This window comes from Vibrio sp. YIC-376 (assembly GCF_052353105.1).
GTDB lineage: Bacteria > Pseudomonadota > Gammaproteobacteria > Enterobacterales > Vibrionaceae > Vibrio.
In genome coordinates this window covers 1-20,985 of record NZ_JBBWFK010000024.1, presented here as the reverse complement: position 1 = coordinate 20,985, position 20,985 = coordinate 1, and the positions used below count along the sequence as shown (strand labels likewise).

At 45.4% G+C, this 20,985-nt stretch carries 16 protein-coding genes; 5 read left to right on the top strand and 11 right to left on the bottom strand.

The genetic code is table 11. The features are described 5' to 3' along the window. Positions 1-65: 65 nt before the first annotated feature. The 4 genes from WJM94_RS23360 to fabB form a co-directional block, all read right to left on the bottom strand. Positions 66-4,163: a FimV/HubP family polar landmark protein gene (locus WJM94_RS23360; protein WP_444496550.1), complete on the bottom strand. Its 4,098-nt coding sequence runs from the start codon at positions 4,161-4,163 to the stop codon at positions 66-68. Positions 4,164-4,361: 198 nt separating this feature from the next. Further along, positions 4,362-5,375 (bottom strand): aspartate-semialdehyde dehydrogenase, encoded by a 1,014-nt coding sequence (locus WJM94_RS23355; protein WP_444496549.1) that lies wholly within the window; start codon positions 5,373-5,375, stop codon positions 4,362-4,364. Further along, the gene (locus WJM94_RS23350; RefSeq protein WP_444496548.1) at positions 5,372-6,505 is read right to left on the bottom strand and encodes a 4-phosphoerythronate dehydrogenase; all 1,134 of its coding nucleotides are present in this window, start codon (positions 6,503-6,505) and stop codon (positions 5,372-5,374) included. Before WJM94_RS23350 ends, WJM94_RS23355 begins: the two co-directional genes overlap by 4 nt. A gap of 365 nt (positions 6,506-6,870) precedes the next feature. Further along, positions 6,871-8,082: a beta-ketoacyl-ACP synthase I gene (gene fabB / locus WJM94_RS23345; RefSeq protein ID WP_444496547.1), complete on the bottom strand. Its 1,212-nt coding sequence runs from the start codon at positions 8,080-8,082 to the stop codon at positions 6,871-6,873. A gap of 129 nt (positions 8,083-8,211) precedes the next feature. On the opposite strand from fabB, the gene mnmC reads away from it, so the two are divergent. Beyond that, positions 8,212-10,230 (top strand): bifunctional tRNA (5-methylaminomethyl-2-thiouridine)(34)-methyltransferase MnmD/FAD-dependent 5-carboxymethylaminomethyl-2-thiouridine(34) oxidoreductase MnmC, encoded by a 2,019-nt coding sequence (gene mnmC, locus WJM94_RS23340; RefSeq protein ID WP_444496546.1) that lies wholly within the window; start codon positions 8,212-8,214, stop codon positions 10,228-10,230. A gap of 184 nt (positions 10,231-10,414) precedes the next feature. On the opposite strand, the gene WJM94_RS23335 is transcribed toward mnmC, so the two are convergent. The 3 genes from WJM94_RS23335 to WJM94_RS23325 form a co-directional block, all read right to left on the bottom strand. Then, the gene (locus WJM94_RS23335) at positions 10,415-10,939 is read right to left on the bottom strand and encodes an NADPH-dependent FMN reductase (RefSeq protein WP_444496545.1); all 525 of its coding nucleotides are present in this window, start codon (positions 10,937-10,939) and stop codon (positions 10,415-10,417) included. 143 nt (positions 10,940-11,082) lie between these two features. Continuing rightward, positions 11,083-11,346, bottom strand: a complete 264-nt coding sequence (locus WJM94_RS23330; RefSeq protein WP_444496544.1) for a YfcL family protein — start codon at positions 11,344-11,346, stop codon at positions 11,083-11,085. 15 nt (positions 11,347-11,361) lie between these two features. After that, positions 11,362-11,892: an elongation factor P hydroxylase gene (locus WJM94_RS23325; RefSeq protein ID WP_444496576.1), complete on the bottom strand. Its 531-nt coding sequence runs from the start codon at positions 11,890-11,892 to the stop codon at positions 11,362-11,364. Between the two features lie 272 nt (positions 11,893-12,164). On the opposite strand from WJM94_RS23325, the gene WJM94_RS23320 reads away from it, so the two are divergent. Then, entirely contained in the window at positions 12,165-12,788 is a 624-nt protein-coding gene (locus WJM94_RS23320) for a trimeric intracellular cation channel family protein (RefSeq protein WP_444496543.1), read from the top strand. Positions 12,789-12,860: 72 nt separating this feature from the next. Here the strand turns inward: WJM94_RS23320 and aroC are convergent, their stop codons facing one another. Together aroC and prmB are read right to left on the bottom strand one after the other, a co-directional pair. Beyond that, complete coding sequence (gene aroC, locus WJM94_RS23315; RefSeq protein WP_444496542.1) at positions 12,861-13,946, bottom strand: chorismate synthase; 1,086 nt, start codon at positions 13,944-13,946, stop codon at positions 12,861-12,863. A gap of 191 nt (positions 13,947-14,137) precedes the next feature. Beyond that, the gene (gene prmB, locus WJM94_RS23310; RefSeq protein ID WP_444496541.1) at positions 14,138-15,070 is read right to left on the bottom strand and encodes a 50S ribosomal protein L3 N(5)-glutamine methyltransferase; all 933 of its coding nucleotides are present in this window, start codon (positions 15,068-15,070) and stop codon (positions 14,138-14,140) included. A 63-nt stretch (positions 15,071-15,133) separates the two neighbouring features. On the opposite strand from prmB, the gene smrB reads away from it, so the two are divergent. Beyond that, positions 15,134-15,664 carry an endonuclease SmrB gene (smrB, locus tag WJM94_RS23305; protein WP_444496575.1) on the top strand — a complete coding sequence of 177 codons (531 nt, stop codon included), beginning with the start codon at positions 15,134-15,136 and terminating at the stop codon, positions 15,662-15,664. Positions 15,665-15,708: 44 nt separating this feature from the next. Here the strand turns inward: smrB and sixA are convergent, their stop codons facing one another. After that, on the bottom strand, positions 15,709-16,173 hold the full coding sequence (sixA, locus tag WJM94_RS23300; RefSeq protein ID WP_444496540.1) for a phosphohistidine phosphatase SixA: 465 nt from the start codon (positions 16,171-16,173) through the stop codon (positions 15,709-15,711). Positions 16,174-16,549: 376 nt separating this feature from the next. Between sixA and WJM94_RS23295 the strand changes: the two genes are divergently transcribed. Next, positions 16,550-19,327 (top strand): insulinase family protein, encoded by a 2,778-nt coding sequence (locus tag WJM94_RS23295; RefSeq protein ID WP_444496539.1) that lies wholly within the window; start codon positions 16,550-16,552, stop codon positions 19,325-19,327. 105 nt (positions 19,328-19,432) lie between these two features. Next, positions 19,433-19,684 carry a CG2 omega domain protein gene (locus WJM94_RS23290; protein ID WP_444496538.1) on the top strand — a complete coding sequence of 84 codons (252 nt, stop codon included), beginning with the start codon at positions 19,433-19,435 and terminating at the stop codon, positions 19,682-19,684. 42 nt (positions 19,685-19,726) lie between these two features. Here the strand turns inward: WJM94_RS23290 and WJM94_RS23285 are convergent. Next, positions 19,727-20,931 (bottom strand): IS3 family transposase gene (locus WJM94_RS23285; protein ID WP_444494826.1). Its coding sequence is split into 2 segments (ribosomal slippage): positions 19,727-20,565 and positions 20,565-20,931, totalling 1,206 coding nucleotides; the frame shifts between segments, so codons are not numbered across the junction. Positions 20,932-20,985 lie beyond the last annotated feature (54 nt).

Here is a 20,985-nt window from a genome sequence, read left to right as displayed (position 1 = left end):
GGCGGGAAGTATATACGTAACTCATTCCAGATACAAAAAGGGCAGCTCGCGCCACCCTATTTTATTTATCGACGGTTAATGGTGTCGATGAGGTTCTTTGCTTCACGACGAACTTCGTCTTCACCGTATACAATGGCTTCTTCCAATAACTTGATCGCCCCTTTCGGGTCGTTCATTTCAAGGTATATCTTGGCCAAATCCAGCTTCCCAGCACCTTCTGCGTCGGAATCAACGTCGATGTCGCTGATATCACCAATCACATCAGGAAACTCATCGAGTCCGACATCCAGATTCAACTCTTCTTCCTCAAACTCGCCCCCTTCCAAATCGACCTGCGCCATCAGCTCATCAATCGTCATAAATTGGTTCTTCTGCGGGTCGAAGTCAGCGAGGTCAGTTTGTTTTCCCCAGTTTTCTTGTTCGATCTCCGGCTGCGTTAAGGCTTCTTCTGAACGCCAAACATCGCGCTCATCTTCCGGTACATCTTCAGCCTCTGATGTAATTGCGCTGGTGGCGGCTGGTTTGAACCCATCCCAATCATCACCAACATCAAGCATAGTTTCAATATCCATACCTGCACTATTGATGGTATTACTGTCTAACTTGCCATCAAAAACTTCTGAATCACCTTTCTCTGAAAGCAAGTTCGCCATATCTGACTCATCAAATCCACCAAGTTCTGGTTCCTTTCTGATATCAAGCGATTCATCTTCGCTGTCGAATCCACCTTGGTGCGCGAAAACTTCAAATAACGCATCATGGTCGTTGTCTGATTGAAGCTTTATTTTAGGGAGTTCAGATTGAACTTGCTCCGATGAAACTGCAGCCGACATAGAAGCCAACGCTTCCTCTTCACCAAATTCAGGTAACTCTAACTCGTCAAATTCAAACTCATCTTCTGCTTCTGATGCTGTTACATCCGCTTCAGGTTCTGATTCCGGTAACTCTGGCTCATCCGCCATTGAAGCCAGCGCTTCTTCTTCACCGAATTCAGGCAGTTCTAACTCGTCAAACTCGAACTCTTCTTCTGCTTCTGACGCTGTTGCATCCGCTTTAGGCTCAGACTCCGGTAACTCTGGCTCACCCGCCATTGAAGCCGGCGCTTCTTCTTCACCGAATTCAGGCAGTGCTAACTCGTCAAACTCGAACTCTTCTTCTGCTTCTGACGCTGTTGCATCCGCCTCAGGCTCAGACTCCGGTAACTCTGGCTCAACCGCCATTGAAACCAATGCATCTTCTTCACCGAATTCAGGCAGTGCTAACTCGTCAAACTCGAACTCTTCATCGGCTTCTGACGCTGTTGCATTCGCCTCAGGCTCAGACTCCGGTAACTCTGGCTCACCCGCCATTGAGGCCAACGCATCTTCTTCATCGAATTCAGGCAGCTCTAAATCGTCAAAGCCAAATTCTTCTTCGCTGCTCTCACTAAGCGTGGCTGCAACAGGCTCTTTTTCCAGATTTGTCTCAGATTCTGGCTCAAGATCATCCAGCAACCAATCTTCTTCCGATGGCATACCGAATTCGTTTTCAACAGCATTAGGCGTTGGCGTAAATGTTGATTCGGTCTCTGGCTCTTCTTCGGAAACTTCAGAGCTTTCTGCAGATGGTTCTACAAGAGCTTCGTCATAAGCTTCTTTGTTTTGACCTACCGTTTCTGTTTCGGTTGGTATGGCTTCTCTGTCCGACTCTTCCTGTTCTCCAGGCAGAGCATCTACATCAGACAAGGTCTCGTTGTTGTCTTGAGCTGTTGATTTAATGTCATCGTGATTTAATTCAAACAGTTCATCCAACTCACGCATCAAAGGATCATATTCTAGAGAAATATCCTCTATATCATCCAACAATTCATGATTTACGAGTTCGTCGCTTGTTTGCTTCTCAGGCTCGTGCAGCTCCGGCGTTTCAAGCACATCTTTTGCCTGATTTTCATTAAGTAAAGCGTCAATATCTAAGCCCGATTCAAGCTCAACATCTTCTTCATCAGCTTGCCCGGTAGGAACCTCTGCAGTTTTGTCTTCAAATCCCAGAGAGGCAAGAATATCGTCCTCTTCACGCTTAAGTTGCTCTGTCTCGGAAACCTCATCTTCGCGAATCAGTTCATCAAAAGGATCAAGCTCACTTATTGCTTCATCGTCTAGCTCGGTGCTTACTTCAGCACTCAATAGTTCATCCAATAAATCGGTACTGTCGGCATCCAGCTCGTCAATATCTTCACCATTAAGTCCAGCTAATGATTCCAACTCGCTCAATGGGTCAAACGCTTTGTCAGACTCTTCATCATCAAATTCGACAATGTCATCCAACAAATCAGTACTGTTTTCATCTAGTCCAATATTGGCGGACACACCTTCAAAATCTTCCAGATGAGCGAGGAGGTCATCGTGATCGGTTTGAGAGTGTGTAATTTTCTTGTCGAATTCAAACGATGGCTCCGACTTAACATCAGACTTTTCAGAATTCGTCTGCTCATACTGTGCCAACAGCTTATCGATTTCATCATCTGACGCTTCCCCTGCAGAGAAAGCAGTGTCTATGGCTGGCGGTGTATCAAGATCCAAATCGAGGTCATTACTATCAAGTTCAGCAAACAGCTCATCGAGCATTGCCTGGTCAACATGATGGCCTGGTAATGGGTCTGATGAGGCATCTTCAGCCAACAGTTCTTCGAACTCATCATCTGTTGTTTTATCCGATCTGTCATCGTCAGACAGGTCAAAATCAGGGTCATCAAGGGTTTCAAGCTCGTGAGGTACTTTGTCTAGTGCTCGCTCCATTTCCTCAAGCCCAAGAGCTTTCTCATCTCCGTTGACTTTTATGCCCGTCGGAGAGGATTCAAACTCATCAAAGCCTACATCAAGAGCTCCATCATCATCGATTCTGGCAAATGGGTCTTCGCCATCTTCACCTTCCAGATTGAAATCAAGCTCTTCATCTTCGAGGCCAGCAAAAACATCGTCCCCTAGTTCAGGAATGCTGTCTTTAACTGAGGAAGTGTCACTATCATCAGTGAATAAGTCATCTTCGAATAAGTCATCATCCAGACTCAACTCTTCTTCAAGTTCACCCACTGCCGCCAGACCGACAGGTGCGGCAAGAGGATCAACAACTGGTGACTGCTGCTGTGCCACTTGCTCTTCGTTCTCTTTCGCACGACGACCAAGCAATATAACTATCAAGAACGCGATTAATGCCCCTGGAATAAGAGCCGCTAACCCAACCAACCAGCCATTAGACAAAAATTTATCAAGCGTACTTGGTTGCATGCGTTGCTGTTCCGCTGCACGTTGACGCTCTTCTGTCAGCAGTTTTTCCACTTCGGTACGAATACGCCCTTCGTCGTTAAGCTCACTTTTCAGAGTTTGAACTTCATTTTGTACTTCTGACAACATCAGACGTAAACGATGGTTTTTCTCTTCCAGTGATGCCAGTTCGCTCTGAGAGCCCTGCAGCTTATTTTTTAATTCGATGACCTGCTGCTCACCTTGTGGGGAGGTATTTACTGCAGAAATGGGACTCGTCGGCTCAGTGGTCTTAACAGGTTCCTCTTTCTGAGGAACGACCGCTTTTGGCTGAAGAGAACCCGTTTCTTCCGTTGATTGTGGTTGTGGCTTTGGTGGCTGTGGCTTTGGTGGCTGTGGCTTTGGTGGCTGTGGCTTTTGCGTCTGTGACTTTGGCTGTTGAGTAACAGGCTGAACTGACGCAGTTTTTTTAACAGGCGTAGGCTGTGTTAGTTTTGCCTCATGCGCCTTCATAATAGCAATGGCTTGCTCTGTGGTCGCACTTTGCACTTGCTCCAAAGAAGGTACACGAAGTCGGCTTCCTGGGATTAGCTCATGAATATTTTGATTTTCAAACGCCTGAGGGTTGATTCGATAAATGGCAAGAAGCGTCTGTTGAATGGAAACGCTACGTGAAGGTCGTATTTGAGAAGCAATCGACCACAAAGTTTGGTTTTCACCCGTTGGCCCAATAAAACGAGAAGGCTGAGAATTTACAGGAGGAACAGGTAATGCTCTTTCAATCTCTTCCGCGTAGCGAGGCGATGATTGCACTTCACCTGACGGTCCAACCAGACGAATTCCTTCGGCTTGAACCACTGACGATATCTGAGTCGCGCTCATCAACACTAAGGTTGTCAATAAACGCTTATAAATTTGACGCATAGAAGGCTCAGTTTTGTGCTTGATACAATGTGAAAGGGTGATCCGTTAAATATATCGGATATATCAAGCAAAACTATAGCTTTAGGAGGAAAAAATGTGTGAGTGTCACCATATTCGTACTAATCTCACACAATTGTTCTCAGATAGGACAAAAAAGCCCCGCATGAGGCGAGGCTTATCGTTAAGTAACTAAGTTACTTAGTAGTAATCGCGGATCAGTACTTCTGCGATTTGAACTGCGTTTGTTGCCGCGCCTTTGCGTACGTTGTCAGCCACAACCCACATGTTGATACCACTGTGATGACTGATGTCGTTGCGAATACGCCCCACCATCACGTGATCCTTACCACCCGCATCGCGAACTTGAGTCGGGAAATCTTCACCGTGGAACACTTCAACACCCTCAGTTTGCTCAAGTAGGTTAATCACTTCCTGCGCATCGATTGGCGAACGAGTCTCAACGTGAACCGCTTCCGCATGACCGTAGAACACTGGTACACGTACACAAGTCGGGTTTACGGTAATACTTGGGTCATTGAAGATTTTTTGCGTTTCCCACACCATTTTCATTTCTTCTTTGGTGTAGCCGTTTTCCATCATCTGATCGATCTGCGGAATACAGTTAAACGCGATCTGTTGAGAAAATTGTTTGGTTTCAGCTGGCAGGCCATTCAGTAGTTTAGCAGTTTGACCTGCAAGCTCATCAATACCAGCTTTACCCGCGCCTGATACAGATTGGTAAGTAGCAACGTTAATACGTTCGATACCGACTGCGTCATGGATTGGTTTTAGTGCCACCAGCATTTGGATGGTAGAACAGTTAGGGTTAGCGATGATATTACGGTTACGGAACTCTGCAATTGCTTCAGGGTTTACTTCTGGAACAACCAACGGAATGTCATACTCGTAGCGGAAGTGTGACGTGTTGTCGATCACAATTACACCTTCTTCAGCCGCAATTGGAGCCCATTTTGCTGACAAATCACCGCCTGCCGAGAACAAACCAATGTGCGCTTGAGACCAATCAAACTCTTCAACGTTTTGTACGCGTACGGTTTTACCATTGAAGCGGTAAGTCTTGCCTTCACTGCGCTCACTCGCCAAAAGGTACAGTTCTCCCACTGGGAATTTGCGTTCTTGAAGCACTTCTAAAATTGTTTCACCGACCGCGCCGGTCGCACCTAAAATGGCAACATTGTATTGTTGGCTCATTGACTTACCTCGATCTGAAAACCTAATTCTGCTAATGGCGCAAGATTGCATGATTGATTGCCCATTAGCGTGACAGCGCTGTATTCGCGGCGATCCCAGTAGTTTTTACGCATCAGGTCAAACGCACCCGGCTTACTGATTTCGCGACGGAAAAGAGCGTCATCTTTACGCACATCATAGATTAACTGCGTGATATTATGCAGTGTTGCTTCATCCCACTCACGGTCCAAATACATTTTTGGTACAGGTGCGGTTGGCAATAAATCGCTGGCATGCGCACGTAATTCGTTGTTTAAAAACTCACAGTAGCTGTTGAAAATCATTGTCGTACCACGAGCTTTCCCCTCCAAACCATAGCCTGCAACGTGAGGGGTTGCGAATGCTAGCAGAGGCAGAAGCTCCATATCAACCTCTGGTTCAAATTCGAACACATCCAGTGCCGCTGTGAAGCCATCGTTTTTCTGTAAACGACGTTTCAATGCACTGTTATCAACGATAGGGCCGCGCGCTGCGTTAATTAGAATTTGGTCAGCACGCAGACCATTAAGTACGGTCTCATCAAACATGTGATGAGTTGGGTGTTCGCCATCTTTTGTGATTGGCGTGTGCAAGGTGATGATGTCTGATGCTTCAATTAACTCGACAAGCGGCGTAAAGCTACGAGGATCACCCTCTTCCTGCTTGAACGGGTCATTGATCAATACCTTAAAACCCATCCCTTTTAGGCATTTTTCAAGATAGCTACCCACTTGGCCAGCACCAATAATACCGACCGTCTTGTCAAAGACTGAAAAACCCTGCTGCTGTGCCAGCACCATCATTACACTGAACACATACTCGGCAACACCCACTTTGTTACACCCCGGCGCCGCAGTAAAGAAAATGCCTTTTTCTTGCATAAGTGCCTGATCAACATGATCCATTCCTGCTGTTGCAGTACCAACAAACTTCAGTTTGTTCGCTTTACTGATCAGTTCAGCATTCACTTTAGTTACCGAGCGAATCATAAGTGCGTCAATATCGATCAAGTCATCAGCCGTTAGTGAACGGCCCGGTTTTAGAATCACTTCACCGATTTGGCTGAACAGTTCTTCAGCATACGGCATGTTTTCATCAACAATAATTTTCATAGCGCCAGCGTTTTAAGATCCATTTTTTAGAATTGCAGTGATTGTGCCTTTTTCCCGAGAAATCTCAAGAACTATACCCAAGTGGCTTCACGATACAGGATGAAGAGCGTAGTCATGGCTACGAGTTCAAGAAAAGTAACACCGTGGAATAGCAAGCTCTTTCCAAGTTCTTTGGGTATAAAAAATAAAAAGCCCGGCATTAAGCCGGGCAAGGTTCCAGAACAAAAGGATCTTATCCCGCTCTCCTTGGGATAAAGTCTGCGTCTGTTCGACCAGTTAGACTGATCAAGCTCTGGAAACTGGTTTGTTGAGGTTCATGTCGTCCGACGAATACCCCCAACAATATCGATTAGCGTTGTTGCTGACTAACCTTGGTATTTCTTGATAACTAGCGTTGCGTTAGTACCGCCAAAACCAAAGCTGTTTGACATTACGGTATCAATTTCAGCGTCACGAGTTTCAGTTACGATATCTAGGCCTTTCGCAGCTTCGTCCAAGTTTTCAATGTTGATGCTTGGAGCAATGAAGTTGTTGTTTAGCATTAGCGTTGAGTAAATTGCCTCGTGAACACCCGCAGCACCCAGAGCGTGGCCAGTCATTGCTTTAGTAGCAGAAATTGCTGGGCTGTTGTCACCAAATAGTGCTTGAATCGCACCCAGTTCTTTCACGTCACCTACTGGTGTAGAAGTACCGTGTGTGTTGATGTAATCGATGTGGTCAACGCCTTGCATTGCCATCTTCATACAACGAACTGCACCTTCACCTGATGGAGCAACCATGTCGTAGCCATCAGAAGTCGCGCCGTAACCTACGATTTCACCGTAAATTTTTGCGCCACGTGCTAGTGCGTGCTCTAGCTCTTCAACAACGACCATACCGCCGCCACCAGAGATTACAAAACCATCACGGTCTGCATCGTAAGTACGCGATGCTTTTTCTGGCGTATCGTTGTACTTAGTCGATAGTGCACCCATTGCATCAAACATCATGGTTTGAGACCAATCTAGCTCTTCACCACCGCCTGCAAATACGATGTCTTGTTTGCCAAGCTGGATAAGCTCCATAGCATGACCAATACAGTGTGCAGAAGTTGCACAAGCTGAACTCATTGTGTAGTTCACACCACGAATTTTAAACGGTGTAGCAAGACAAGCCGAAACAGTAGAAGACATAGTACGTGGAACCATGTAAGGGCCAACACGCTTCACACCTTTCTCACGCATAATATCGGTTGCTACCGTTTGGTTTAACGCAGAAGCACCACCAGAACCAGCAACGATACCTGTACGATCGTTTGAAACTTGCTCTTCTGTCAGGCCAGCATCTTCAATAGCTTGCTGCATTGATAGGTATGCATACGCAGCCGCATCACCCATAAAGCGCATCTGTTTACGGTCGATGTGTTCCGCAGGGTTGATTTTTAGATCACCCCAAACTTGCGAACGAAGACCGTGTTCTTTGAACTGCTCAGACGCAGTGATGCCAGATTTGCCCGCTTTAAGAGACGCTAGAACTTCTTCGACGTTGTTACCGATACTTGAAACAATACCCATACCGGTGATTACGACTCGTTTCATTATGACATTCCTAATAATTCAAAAATCTGCTAGATAATAACTAAGATAGCTAACAAAAGTGGTCAGCTTTCCCATAAATTCGTACAATCATCCCATTGTTACCGCGCCAAATCACAAATTTGCACCAATATGACTTCAATAAAAAATGCACAACTTGGTTGGAACGAGTCTGGTACGCCAGTTTCTGACCAGTTTGATGATGTTTACTTCTCTAACGTAAACGGTCTTGAAGAGACACGCTACGTTTTCCTCAAAAAAAATCATCTTCCGGAAAGATGGCAGGATTTTGACCAACGACGCTTTGTCATTGGTGAAACCGGATTTGGCACCGGACTGAACTTCTTAGCGGTATGGCAATGGTTTAATGAGTTTCGTCGTGAAAATCCTGAAGCGACCTTAAAAGAGCTGCATTTCATCAGTTTTGAAAAATATCCGCTCAGTCAGGCTGACCTCAAAAAAGCACATCAAGCTTGGCCAGAGTTAGCAGAGTATGCAGAGAAACTGCAAAAGCACTACCCGGCAGCCGTTCCTGAATGTCACCGTATTGTTCTGGAGGATGGCGCAATCACACTCGACCTCTGGTTCGGTGATATCAAAGACTGCATGCCACAAGTGCCTTATGGGGAATCAGGCTTGATCGACGCCTGGTTCCTGGACGGCTTTGCCCCAAGCAAAAACCCAGAAATGTGGAATCAAAACTTGTTTAACGGCATGGCTAAGCTGGCAAAGCAAGATTGTACCGTCGCGACGTTTACCGCAGCAGGATTTGTGCGCCGTGGGCTAATCGAAGCTGGATTTTCGATGGCGAAAGTAAAAGGATTTGGTACCAAACGAGAAATGATTGCCGGTGCAATGACACAGCGTCACGCACACTCAAATCATTTGCCATGGTTTAACCGAGTTGCAGCAAGTAAGCATGGTTCAATCGCCATCATTGGCGGCGGCATTGCCAGTGCAGCCTTAGCAAAAACACTGTGTCGTCGAGGCCAAAACGTCACGCTTTACTGTAAAGATGAGCTACCTGCAGAAGGCGCATCAGGCAACCGCCAAGGTGCCATTTACCCGCTTCTTAACGGTCCACATACGGGGGTTTCTCGTGTGTTTGCACCCGCGTTTCTCTTCGCACGTCAGTTTGTTGAGCAAGCCGCACAAGAGATCAGCTTTGACCACGATTGGTGTGGCGTCACCCAACTGATGTGGGATGACAAATCCACTGCAAAGTTAGAAAAAATACTAGAAGGCCACTTTACGCCTGATTTGGTTCGTAAACTCTCTGCCCAAGAAACAGCAGAGACTATTGGTTTACCCGTTGATATGCCTTCGTTGCACTATCCAATGGGAGGATGGCTATGCCCATCTCAGCTAACACGCGGACTAATCGCGCAGCTTGAAAAGCAAGATAACTTTGAAGCTAAGTTAGGGCATAAAATTGAAGTGTTAACTTGGAATGAAGCATCCCAAACTTGGACTCTGACAGCCAACGGCCAAACCTTTGAACACGACACCGTTGTAATTGCGAATGGTCATGAGTTCAACACATTGAGCCAATCCGCTGATTTGCCAATGGGTCAAGTGAAAGGTCAGGTAAGCCATGCTCCTGCAACGGAAACGCTCGTTAAACTGAAGTCGGTTCTTTGTTATGACGGCTACATGACGCCAGTAAATCCGAACAATCAGCACCTGTGTATTGGTGCCAGTTACGATCGCAGCCACTTAGATTACGAGTTTGATGCTAAAGCACAGCAAGACAACTCAGATAAGCTAGTAAAGTGTGTACCCAACCAAGCATGGACCAAAGAAGTCGACACAACAGGTAACTTATCACGCCAAGGCATTCGCTGTGTTAGCCGCGACCACTTACCATTTGTCGGTAATGTAGGTGATTTTGAGACCATCAAAACGCAATACGCTGAATTACAAAATCAGAAAGAAGAGGAAACTGAAGCCATTCACCAGTTCCCTAACCTGTTTTGCTTCCTAGGATTAGGCTCTCGCGGACTGAGTTCTGCCCCACTAATGGCAGAACTGCTGGCTTCACAAATCTGCGGTGACCCGCTTCCACTGCCAGTCGATGTGTTAACAGAGCTACACCCAAGCCGGATGTGGGTTCGTAAGCTGCGTAAAGGCAAAGCGATTACCGAGCTTTAGTGAAGTTGAGGTAAATACTAAAAAGCGTGGTCTGGAATATCTTAATAACCAAGTGTTATTGGGAAAATCCCTACTAACCACGCTTATCTCGAAGGAATGACAGTGTTTAGAAACAGTGGGGGCTATATACTACTTACCAAACACATGTGTCATTCCCGAGAATTAGGAAAGGTTAACGCCGTCTTTATGCCAACTGCGCCACTGCTTGCTTCACTTGTTCAGTGATTTCTGGGTTTAGGCTCTCACCAGTTTCTACATCAAAATTCTCGTAGAAGTTTGGTACTGACAAAGATGCTTTTACATCTGCGCCAAAGAAATGTGCAGAGCCAGTTGCCGCCGCTAATACGCTTTGCGCGCCGCCAGGGCCTGGAGAAGTAGCAAGGTAAACAACCGGTTTATTTTGGAAAACGTTACGTTCAATACGCGTAGACCAGTCAAACAGGTTTTTATAAGCTGCTGCGTACGAGCCATTGTGCTCGGCAAAAGAAACCACGATAGCATCCGCTTGTTCCAGCTCTCTCAAGAACGCAATCGCGCCCTCTGCCTGACCTATCTCTTTCTCTGTGTCTTCGCTAAACATTGGAACTTGATAGTTGTTTAAGTCCAATACGTTCACGTGAGCGCCTTCGACTTGTTTAGCCGCGTACGTTGCAAGTTCTTTGTTGATTGAAGTTGAGCTGGTAGAAGCACCAAATGCGACAATTTTCATGGTTGTATCCTTTTGTTCACTCTTTATGCTATCCAGAATAAAGTTTGAACGACTGACCTACAACCACAAAAATTTTAAGGAGAGATTCAAAATTTTCGAAGTAGATTACTACTTTGAAGCAAGTGGAAAATGATTTGCTTTAATTAAGCCTGAGCCTCTAGCTCTTGCCATAGATCTTTAACGATAATGCGATCAGATGGACTTAGCTCTGTGCGTGCCTCGTCTAAACTATTTGCAATACGAGCTTTCAGTTCATCAATGTCATTGATGCCATCTTCTTCACAAGATGCAGCAGACAAAGAGATGTGACCACGCAGATAACCACCAGCAAACAATTCATCATCTGACGCTGTCTCAATACGAGCATCAATCAGTTCCAGTAGTTTTTCTTCAAATTCAATAATCATGGTGTATCTCTGAGGTTATTTAACGATAAAGTCAGACGCTTCCAGCGGCTTAGTTTGGTAAAAAGTGCGCAGGGCTTCTGAAAGCATTTTTACTCGCGGTGGTAATCCTGCTTCCAAAACAGCTAACACTTGCTTATGCACTTTATGCATAAAACCAAGCCTATCTGGTTCAAAATCGCCGTGTAGATTGTCACAACTAACGGTAAAAGGGAAGCCAGCACTTTTCGACAGCAACCATTCGTACGCTTGAGGACGCACTTCCACTCTTTCAAACTCAGCTTGGACCTCTTCGGTACGACCATCTGGTTCATACCAGTAGCCAAAATCCTCCAACAGACGTCGTTCAGGGCCAGCTACGCACCAATGTGAGATTTCATGAAGCGCTGAAGCATAGAATCCACGAGCAAAAATAATCCGATGATGAGGGTGCTCGTCATCAGCAGGAAGGTAGATGGGTTCATCACCACCCAACTCTAGTTTCGTATTAAAAGATTCAAGAAATGTGTTGTTAAATATGGTGATAAGGTCTTGATAGTCGTGGGTCATCATCGATTCAGTCGTTTATACGGGCGTACGCTGCGTATTGTCGCTGTTTTTATCCAGATCGTAAAGCCACACAACAGGTTTGGTTATTAGCTGGATTTATCTGAAGTCGTCTTTCCCCATATAATTTCTCATTCGTCACAGATCACATTTCCCACTACACTCACGCCTTATTTTATGCTCTCAGATGACTAGAGCATATTGATAGGGTTGAGGCCCTTCCCCCCCCCCCCAAAGCCTCATCCCTTGTTGGTATTTGATGTTGAGTGTCTCTTATGCTGCTAAGTGTGTTGTATGTCATTGGTATCACGGCTGAAGCCATGACTGGTGCGTTAAGTGCCGGACGAAGAAAAATGGATTGGTTTGGTGTTATGTTAGTAGCAAGTGCAACGGCAATCGGTGGTGGCACTGTACGTGACATTCTACTTGGTCATTACCCACTTGGCTGGGTAAAAAACCCAGAGTATCTTGCTATTACTTGTCTCGCGGGTATTTTGACAACTGGATTAGCAAAGTGGGTGATCAAGCTTAAAGGGCTGTTTATTCGTTTAGATGCGCTCGGTTTGATCGTATTTAGTATCATTGGCACCAAAATCGCGCTTGATATGGGACTGCATCCTGGCATCTGCATGGTATCGGCATTGGTGACTGGCGTCTTTGGTGGCTTGCTTCGTGACTTGATCTGTCGTCAAACCCCGTTGGTGCTGCACGAAGAGTTGTATGCATCCATCGCCTTGATCGCGTCAGGTTTGTACTTAGCCTTGTTAGAGTTCAACGTCCCAGACGTCACTGCGACTATCGTGACGCTGGTAATTGGCTATGTGTTGCGCATGGCGGCAGTGCGATTTAAATGGCGCTTACCCTCTTTCCATCTAGAAACAGAAAGTTCGCTTCACTAAGCTGATGCTATAAAGTGCAGATAAAATAAAAGGTTGCTTTAATAGCAACCTTTTTTGTATTCACATCAACGCTTAAATTTTTGGCGTTTCTGTAGTGACGTTATAGTTCTGACCACGGTGACGCAGTAAGTGATCCATAACGACAATAGCCAACATTGCTTCAGCGATTGGCACAGCACGAATACCTACACAAGGATCGTGACGACCTTTGGTAATCAGCTGAGTCGGTTCTCCATCTTTGGTTATCGTGTCACCCGGAACAGTGATACTTGACGTCGGCTTAAGCGCAATATTTGCCACAATATCTTGTCCGGTAGAGATACCACCAAGAATACCGCCTGCATGATTGCTACCAAAACCTTGTGGAGAAAGCGTATCTCGGTGCTGACTGCCTCGCTGCTTGACAACATCAAAGCCATCACCAACCTCAACACCTTTCACCGCATTAATGCTCATCAGCGCATGAGCGATATCGGCATCCAAACGGTCAAATACTGGCTCACCAAGGCCAACAGGTACATTGGTTGCTACAACCTGAATCTTAGCGCCAATGGAGTCGCCTTCTTTTTTCAGGTCACGGATTAGCTGGTCAAACGCTTCCACTTTGTCGACATCAGGACAGAAGAACGCGTTATTTTCGATTTCATCCCAATCGACTTTGTCGATAGAAACATCGCCCATTTGCGCTAGGTAAGCTCGAATTTCTACACCAAACTCATCTTTCAGGTATTTTTTCGCAATCGCACCTGCCGCAACACGCATCGCAGTTTCACGAGCTGACGAACGGCCGCCACCACGATAATCACGAATGCCGTATTTTTGATGATAAGTGTAGTCAGCGTGCCCCGGGCGGAACTTATCTTTAATGTCTGAGTAATCTTTCGAGCGTTGATCCGTGTTTTCAATCAAAAGACCGATTGATGTGCCCGTTGTTTTACCTTCAAACACGCCAGAAAGTATTTTCACTTCATCCGGCTCACGACGCTGTGTAGTGTAACGTGATGTGCCAGGACGACGACGGTCAAGATCCACTTGCAGATCTGCTTCTGTAATTTCTAGTCCCGGAGGACATCCGTCTACGATACATCCCAGTGCGATACCGTGACTTTCCCCGAATGTCGTCACTCGGAAATGTTGTCCGATACTGTTTCCTGCCATTACTTCCTCAAGTTATTGTCGCCACGTCTGCTTGAACTCAGACGCAACTGCTTTTCAATTCTTCGTGGATTCATAGTGGCTTTATTACGTTTTGATGTAAAGAGTAAATATTCACTTAATCGCGAGAGAAAGCGCATAAAAAAACACCGAGCACTGCGCTCGGTGTTTTAAAGGTTTGCTTTGAGACATTATTAGTCTTTGTACAGTCTGAATTCTTCTGCACATTCAACCAGTTGGTCGTGAGTCAGCATAAATACGCCGTGACCACCATTCTCAAACTCAATCCAGGTAAATGGGATATGAGGATATTGTTCCATCATGTGAACCATTGAGTTGCCAACTTCACAGATCAGGATGCCGTTGTCCGTCAGGTAATCAGGCGCATTAGCAAGAATACGACGAACCAGTTTCAGGCCATCTGTACCCGCAGCAAGACCCAACTCAGGCTCATGAGTAAACTCGTCTGGCAAGCTATTCATGTCTTCTTGATCCACGTATGGTGGGTTCGACACGATCAGGTTGTATTTCTCTTTTGGAAGATCACGGAACAAGTCTGAACGGATTGGGAACACTTGCTGTTCCATACCGTGATCCTGAACATTTATTTCAGCCACTTGCAGCGCGTCTGTTGAGATGTCGATAGCATCCACTTCCGCATCCGGGAATGCATGCGCACACGCAATAGCGATACAACCACTGCCAGTACACATGTCCATGATACGAGTTGGCTCTTCCACCAACCAAGGTTGGAACTCAGCTTGAATCAGTTCACCAATTGGAGAACGTGGCACAAGTACACGCTCGTCAACAAAGAACTCAAGACCACAGAACCACGCTTTGTTAGTTAGGTAAGCCGTTGGCGTACGATCGTTAATGCGTTTTACAACACGCTCAACAATGCGCAGACGCTCACTGCTCGTCAGGCGAGAGTTCAATACATGTGGAGGCACATCAATAGGCAAGTATAAGGTTGGCAGGATAAGCTGAACTGCTTCATCCCACGCATTGTCTGTGCCATGACCGTAAAACAGGTTCGCTGCGTTAAAGCGACTTACTGTCCAACGAATCATATCTTGAAGGGTATGTAGCTCCGATACCGCTTCTTCTACAAAAATCTTATCCAAAATTGCCTCCGAAAAGCGCTACAATACTGCCAATAAAGTTTATTAATGAAATTGTTTACCCTAATGAGCAAAAAAGACACCGAGCACGATGACGATTTCGCCTTGTTTAAGGAAGCAGTACAGGGCGTAAAAAAGTTGCAACAGGATACCATAATCCAGCAACCAAAAAAAAATTCTAAGCAAAAAGAAATCAAGCGCTCAAATCGCGAAGCGAGTGACTCCGAATTTTACTTTTCCGATGAGTTTGTTCCTCTTTTGAGTGAAGAGGGACCAACTCGTTATGCACGTAGTGATGTATCTACCTATGAGGTAAAGCGTCTTCGCCGCGGTGTTTATGTGCCTGATGTGTTCCTCGACATGCATGGAATGACGCAACTGGAAGCCAAGCGTGAACTTGGCGCGATGATCGCTTACTGCGTAAAAAACGAGATTCACTGTGCCTGTGTCCAACACGGGATTGGCAAGCATATTCTCAAGCAAAAAACACCTCTGTGGCTGGCTCAACACCCTGACGTTATGGCCTTTCATCAAGCGCCATTAGAGTTTGGCGGTGACGGCGCACTACTCGTCTTGCTCTCTATCCCTGAGAAGTAATAACAACAAAGGCAGGATTATCCTGCCTTTTGTTTATCTGATATCTATGGCGTGATATGCCAAAGTATTTCACCCTGTTGGGTTTGAGGATCATATTCCAAACAAACCAAACCCGATGTTTTGAACATCAGCGGTTCCATATCACTTACAAACTCTGCGGTTAAATAACCAACCAAAGGTAAATGTGAGACAAACAGCAATGATTCAAGTTTCTCTATTTCAATCAATGCATTAGTATAGTCGAATACGCATTCAGATTGACCATACGGTGTGATATCTTCAATGGTTTCAATGCTTTTAGCTGAAAAGTGCTCGCTGATTTCTTGCCACGTTTGCTGGGCACGAATGTACGGGCTCACTAGTACTTTGTCGAATTGAGTACAACCTTGCTCTTTACAAGCTCGGGCGACAGCCTCTGACTCATCTCTGCCTCTTTGGGTCAGTTGTCTGGCTGCGTCAGAATCCGCAAAGTGTTCAGCTTCGCCATGACGCATAATGAATATTTTCATGTTATTTCCTATGGATAGCTAACGCTACCAAAAGGTTGACTGCTATCTTTAATAAGATAATCGGGGCTAAATTAATAATGACGAAACAAATATACTGATATAATTATCGGCTCATTATACCAATTCGCTTGCCAAAGATAGCGACTTTCTTAACAATCTATTAAAAAAGAATATACTCAGTTCATCACTGACTTTAACCGTGTAATGAACTCAGTGCATTCCTTCAAACAGCCCTACCCCATACGCAAAAGCGATGGGCCTATGCAGTAGTCTTACGAAGAACAAAAACGCAGAGAGCAGTATTTGTCGAAGCGCAACATTGCGCTGCCCCTGTGAGGGTTCATAATTACTATAATGCGAAATCTGGAGACGCATCGTGCACTTAAGTCCAAACGATTCAAATCAATACCGCTACATTACTCTGAGTAATGGTTTGCGTGTGTTGATGATTCATTCCGATACCGCTCAACAGTCAGCAGCCGCACTAGCAGTGAACGTCGGACACTTTGACGACCCTAATGATCGCCAGGGTCTGGCACACTATCTAGAACACATGCTTTTTTTGGGTACGGAAAAATACCCTAAAGTAGGCGAATTTCAAAGCTATATTAGCCAACACGGCGGTACGAATAACGCATGGACCGGGACAGAGCACACATGTTTCTTTTTCGATGTGACCCCGAATGCGTTTGAAAGTGCCTTAGATCGCTTCAGCCAATTCTTTACTGCACCGTTGTTTAACGAAGAGGCATTGGACAAAGAGCGTCAGGCCGTTGATTCAGAATACAAGCTAAAACTTAATGATGATTCACGTCGCTTGTATCAGGTAAATAAAGAAGTTATCAATCCTGAACACCCTTTTTCGAAGTTCTCTGTCGGCAATTCAGATACGCTCAGTGACAGAGAGGGAAAATCCATACGTGAAGAAATAGTGGAGTTCCATCACTCTGAATATTCTGCGGATTTGATGACTCTGACTCTGTTTGGTCCCCAATCTCTTGATGATCAGCAAATTTGGGTGGAACGCATGTTCTCTGAGATTCCCAATCATCAATTAAGAGGTAAGTCTATCGATGTACCGATTGGCACGGAAAATAGCACCGGTATATTCGTTCAGATTGAACCTATCAAAGAATTCAGAAAATTAATTCTAACCTTCCCGATGCCCGGAATGGATGAGTTCTACGGCACTAAACCACTCTCCTATTTTGCGCATTTACTGGGCTATGAAGGTGAAGACAGCTTAATGCTTCAACTTAAGAGTAGAGGCTGGATCACCTCCCTATCTGCCGGTGGCGGCGCAAGTGGCAGCAATTATCGCGACTTCACCGTGAGCTGCACACTCACACCAATGGGATTAGATCATGTCGATGGCATCGTTCAGGCGATTTTTCAATATTTGACTTTGGTGAGAAAAGAAGGCTTAGACGAATGGCGCTATCTTGAGAAACAGGCAGTGCTCGAATCCGCATTTCGTTTCCAGGAGCCTTCACGGCCGCTCGATTTTGTCAGCCATCTCGTCGTCAATATGCAGCATTATCAGCCGCACGACATCATTTATGGCGATTATAAAATGGCTGGTTATGATGAAGATCTGCAGCGCTCGCTGTTAAAGTACTTTACCGTCGACAATGTTCGAGTGACGTTGATAGCCAAAGGCTTACATTATGACCGCACTGCAGAATGGTATTTTACACCATACTCGGTAACACCATTTACCAGCGAACAGAAACGTTTCTTTAAGCAAATCGATCCGCGTTGGCAATTTGAGTTACCTCAAAAGAACCCGTATATCTGCTACAACCTCGACCCTATGCCATTAGAAAATGGTGGCTCACTACCTGAGTTAATTGAAGAGCTGGAAGGCTTCCGGCTGTGGCATTTACAAGATGATGAATTTAGAGTGCCAAAAGGCGTGCTATACGTCGCGATAGACAGCTCGCACGCGGTCGCTTCACCAAAAAACATCGTAAAAACCCGCCTCTGCGTTGAAATGTTTCTCGACTCATTAGCTCAAGAAACATATCAAGCCGAAATTGCTGGTATGGGTTACAACATGTACGCCCATCAGGGCGGTGTCACATTAACGCTATCAGGATTCAGCCAAAAGCTTCCACAGCTGCTGGAAATGATTTTGCGTCGCTTTGCGGCTCGTGAGTTCAGCCAAGCTCGATTTGATACCATAAAACAGCAACTACTGCGTAATTGGCGAAATTCAGCTCAAGATCGCCCTATTTCACAGCTATTCAATTCATTAACTGGATTATTGCAACCAAATAACCCTCCATTTGCAACCCTTGCTGAAGCACTTGAGCAAATTGAAGTCGATGAGCTCTCAGTGTTCGTAGAGTCGATTCTCGCCGAACTGCACATAGAAATGTTCGTCTATGGCGACTGGCAGCGCCAGCAAGCACATGACATGGCAAACACGCTAAAAGATGCATTGAGAGTAAACGAACAGCGCTATGAAGAAGCATTGCGCCCATTAGTGATGCTGGGTCAAAAAGGCAGTTTTCAACGAGAGGTAAACTGCAACCAACAAGACTCTGCTGTGGTGATTTACCACCAATGCGAGGATATTGAGCCACGCAGCATCGCGCTTTACTCTCTGGCAAACCACTTGATGTCGGCCACGTTCTTCCACGAAATTCGCACCAAGCAGCAATTAGGCTACATGGTGGGTACTGGGAACATGCCGCTAAACCGTCATCCTGGCATCGTCCTCTATGTTCAATCTCCAAACGCAGCGCCGGCAGAGCTGGTTACCTCAATCGATGAGTTCTTAAATGCCTTTTATATGGTGCTTCTTGAGCTCAGCGATTATCAGTGGCACACCAGTAAACGCGGTCTGTGGAATCAGATTGCCACGCCAGATACCACACTTCGCGGTAGAGCTCAGCGCCTTTGGGTAGCCATTGGTAATAAAGACACTGAGTTTAATCAGCGGGAAAAAGTATTGGCCGAGCTTAAAAAACTCACTCGTGCGGATATGATCCGTTTCGTCGTGAACGAGCTAAAACCTAGGACGGCTAATCGATTGGTCATGCATTCACAGGGCCAGGCTCACATCGACGAACCCCGAATACATTTAGGACAAGAGATTGGCTCCATTGATGAGTTCCAATTAAGGCCAAAAGATTGCGGTTTAGGATGAGAATTAGCAGAAAATTGAATTAATACCATTGCAGCTTATGCTCTAATTAGCTTATGCTCCAACTGGCTTACACGCGAATTACAACAACTTGCACATGAGGCATTTATGAAAAAACTACTATTACTTGCTGCTGTTTTACTGCCACTAGGAACTGCCCATGCAGAAATCACCGTGAAAGGTGATGGCTTTGAACTGAGTAAAGACTGTGTTCGTCTAAGCGGCGATAATGTTTCTGTCAAGTCAGATGACTGTACTTCTAAGAATTGGGACAAAGACAAAAAGGGTAACGCCAGCGTTCATGGTGATGACAACCCGGGTCAAGGCCACGACAAAGATAAGAAAGACAAGAAGAAATAATGAGTTCTATGACCCGTCCTGATATGGGTTGACACTTTTTAACTAAAACGCTCGATGTACTTCATCGGGCGTTTTGTATTTTAAAGCCGTATGAGGCCTCATTTGATTATAGATCTCTACGGATTCTGCTACCATCGTCCTCGCTTCTTCCAGATCTTTCGGTTTCCTCAGTAAGAACTCCATTTTGAGTATCCCATTTACTCGCTCTGCTAAAGCATTCTGATAACAGTCATAGCCGTCAGTCATCGAGCAAGTCACTTTATGTTTCTTATGGATATCTTGATATTCCTTCGAACAGTATTGTGAGCCTCTATCTGAGTGGTGTATTAGCTTTTCTTCACTCTGCCGTTGTCTGAGAGCTGAGATAAATGCCCGCTTAACTGATTGCGTTTTCATGTTGTCATCTACATAGTAACCAACGATCTTCCTTGAATAAGCATCCGTAACCAGGCTGACATAACTCTCTCCATTTTGAGTCGGTAAGTAAGTTATATCAGCAACCCACAGTTGTTCTGGCTTCGTTGGTGTCAGCCCATCTTTCACTTTGTTTGGATGGCAGAAGAACCGATGACGACTGTCAGTTGTTCGATGATAAGCCCGTCTTGTTCTCACCAACATACGATGCCTTCTGAGAAGCTCAAAGAGCTTATCTCGACCTATCTGAATGCCCTTTATCTCTGCTAAGAATTTCAGTTTCCGCGTACCAATGCGTGGCTGCTTCATTCTGACTTCATGGACAAAGCCAATAACAACATGCTCATGATGTTCACAACGAGTCTGAGTCTGGCACTGCTTGTAATAGGCTTGACGAGAGATTTGCACTAACTGACAAAACTTCGTGACGGTCAAACCTGTTATGACTTTCTTTTGGACAACGCTTCTTTTTGCTTTTTTGTCACTCTAACGCCATAGTCACGTTCCATAACGTTCACTACAGCTTCAAAGAAATCGGCTTTGAGCTGTGCGTCTTTGAGTTGCTTCTCAAGCTCTTTAATACGTTGCTCAGGTGTGGGAGGTGAATTGAACTCGGCCATAGAGTCTTCTTTGGACATAAAGTTAGGTGTCCCTTTAGACCAATCTAGTCGACCATGCTTACGAAGCCAAACTAAAACCGTGGAGCAACCTTGGATACCGTACTTCTCTTGAGCTTGCTTGTAAGTGAGGCTTCCTTTTTCAACCTCATCAACTACGGTGAGTTTAAAAGCGAGGGAGTAATCGCGCTGAGTTCTTTTAGTGGTTGATTTCATAACACTCTCCAATTTTTTGGGTTGGAAAGTGTCAACCTTATTTAGGACGGTACA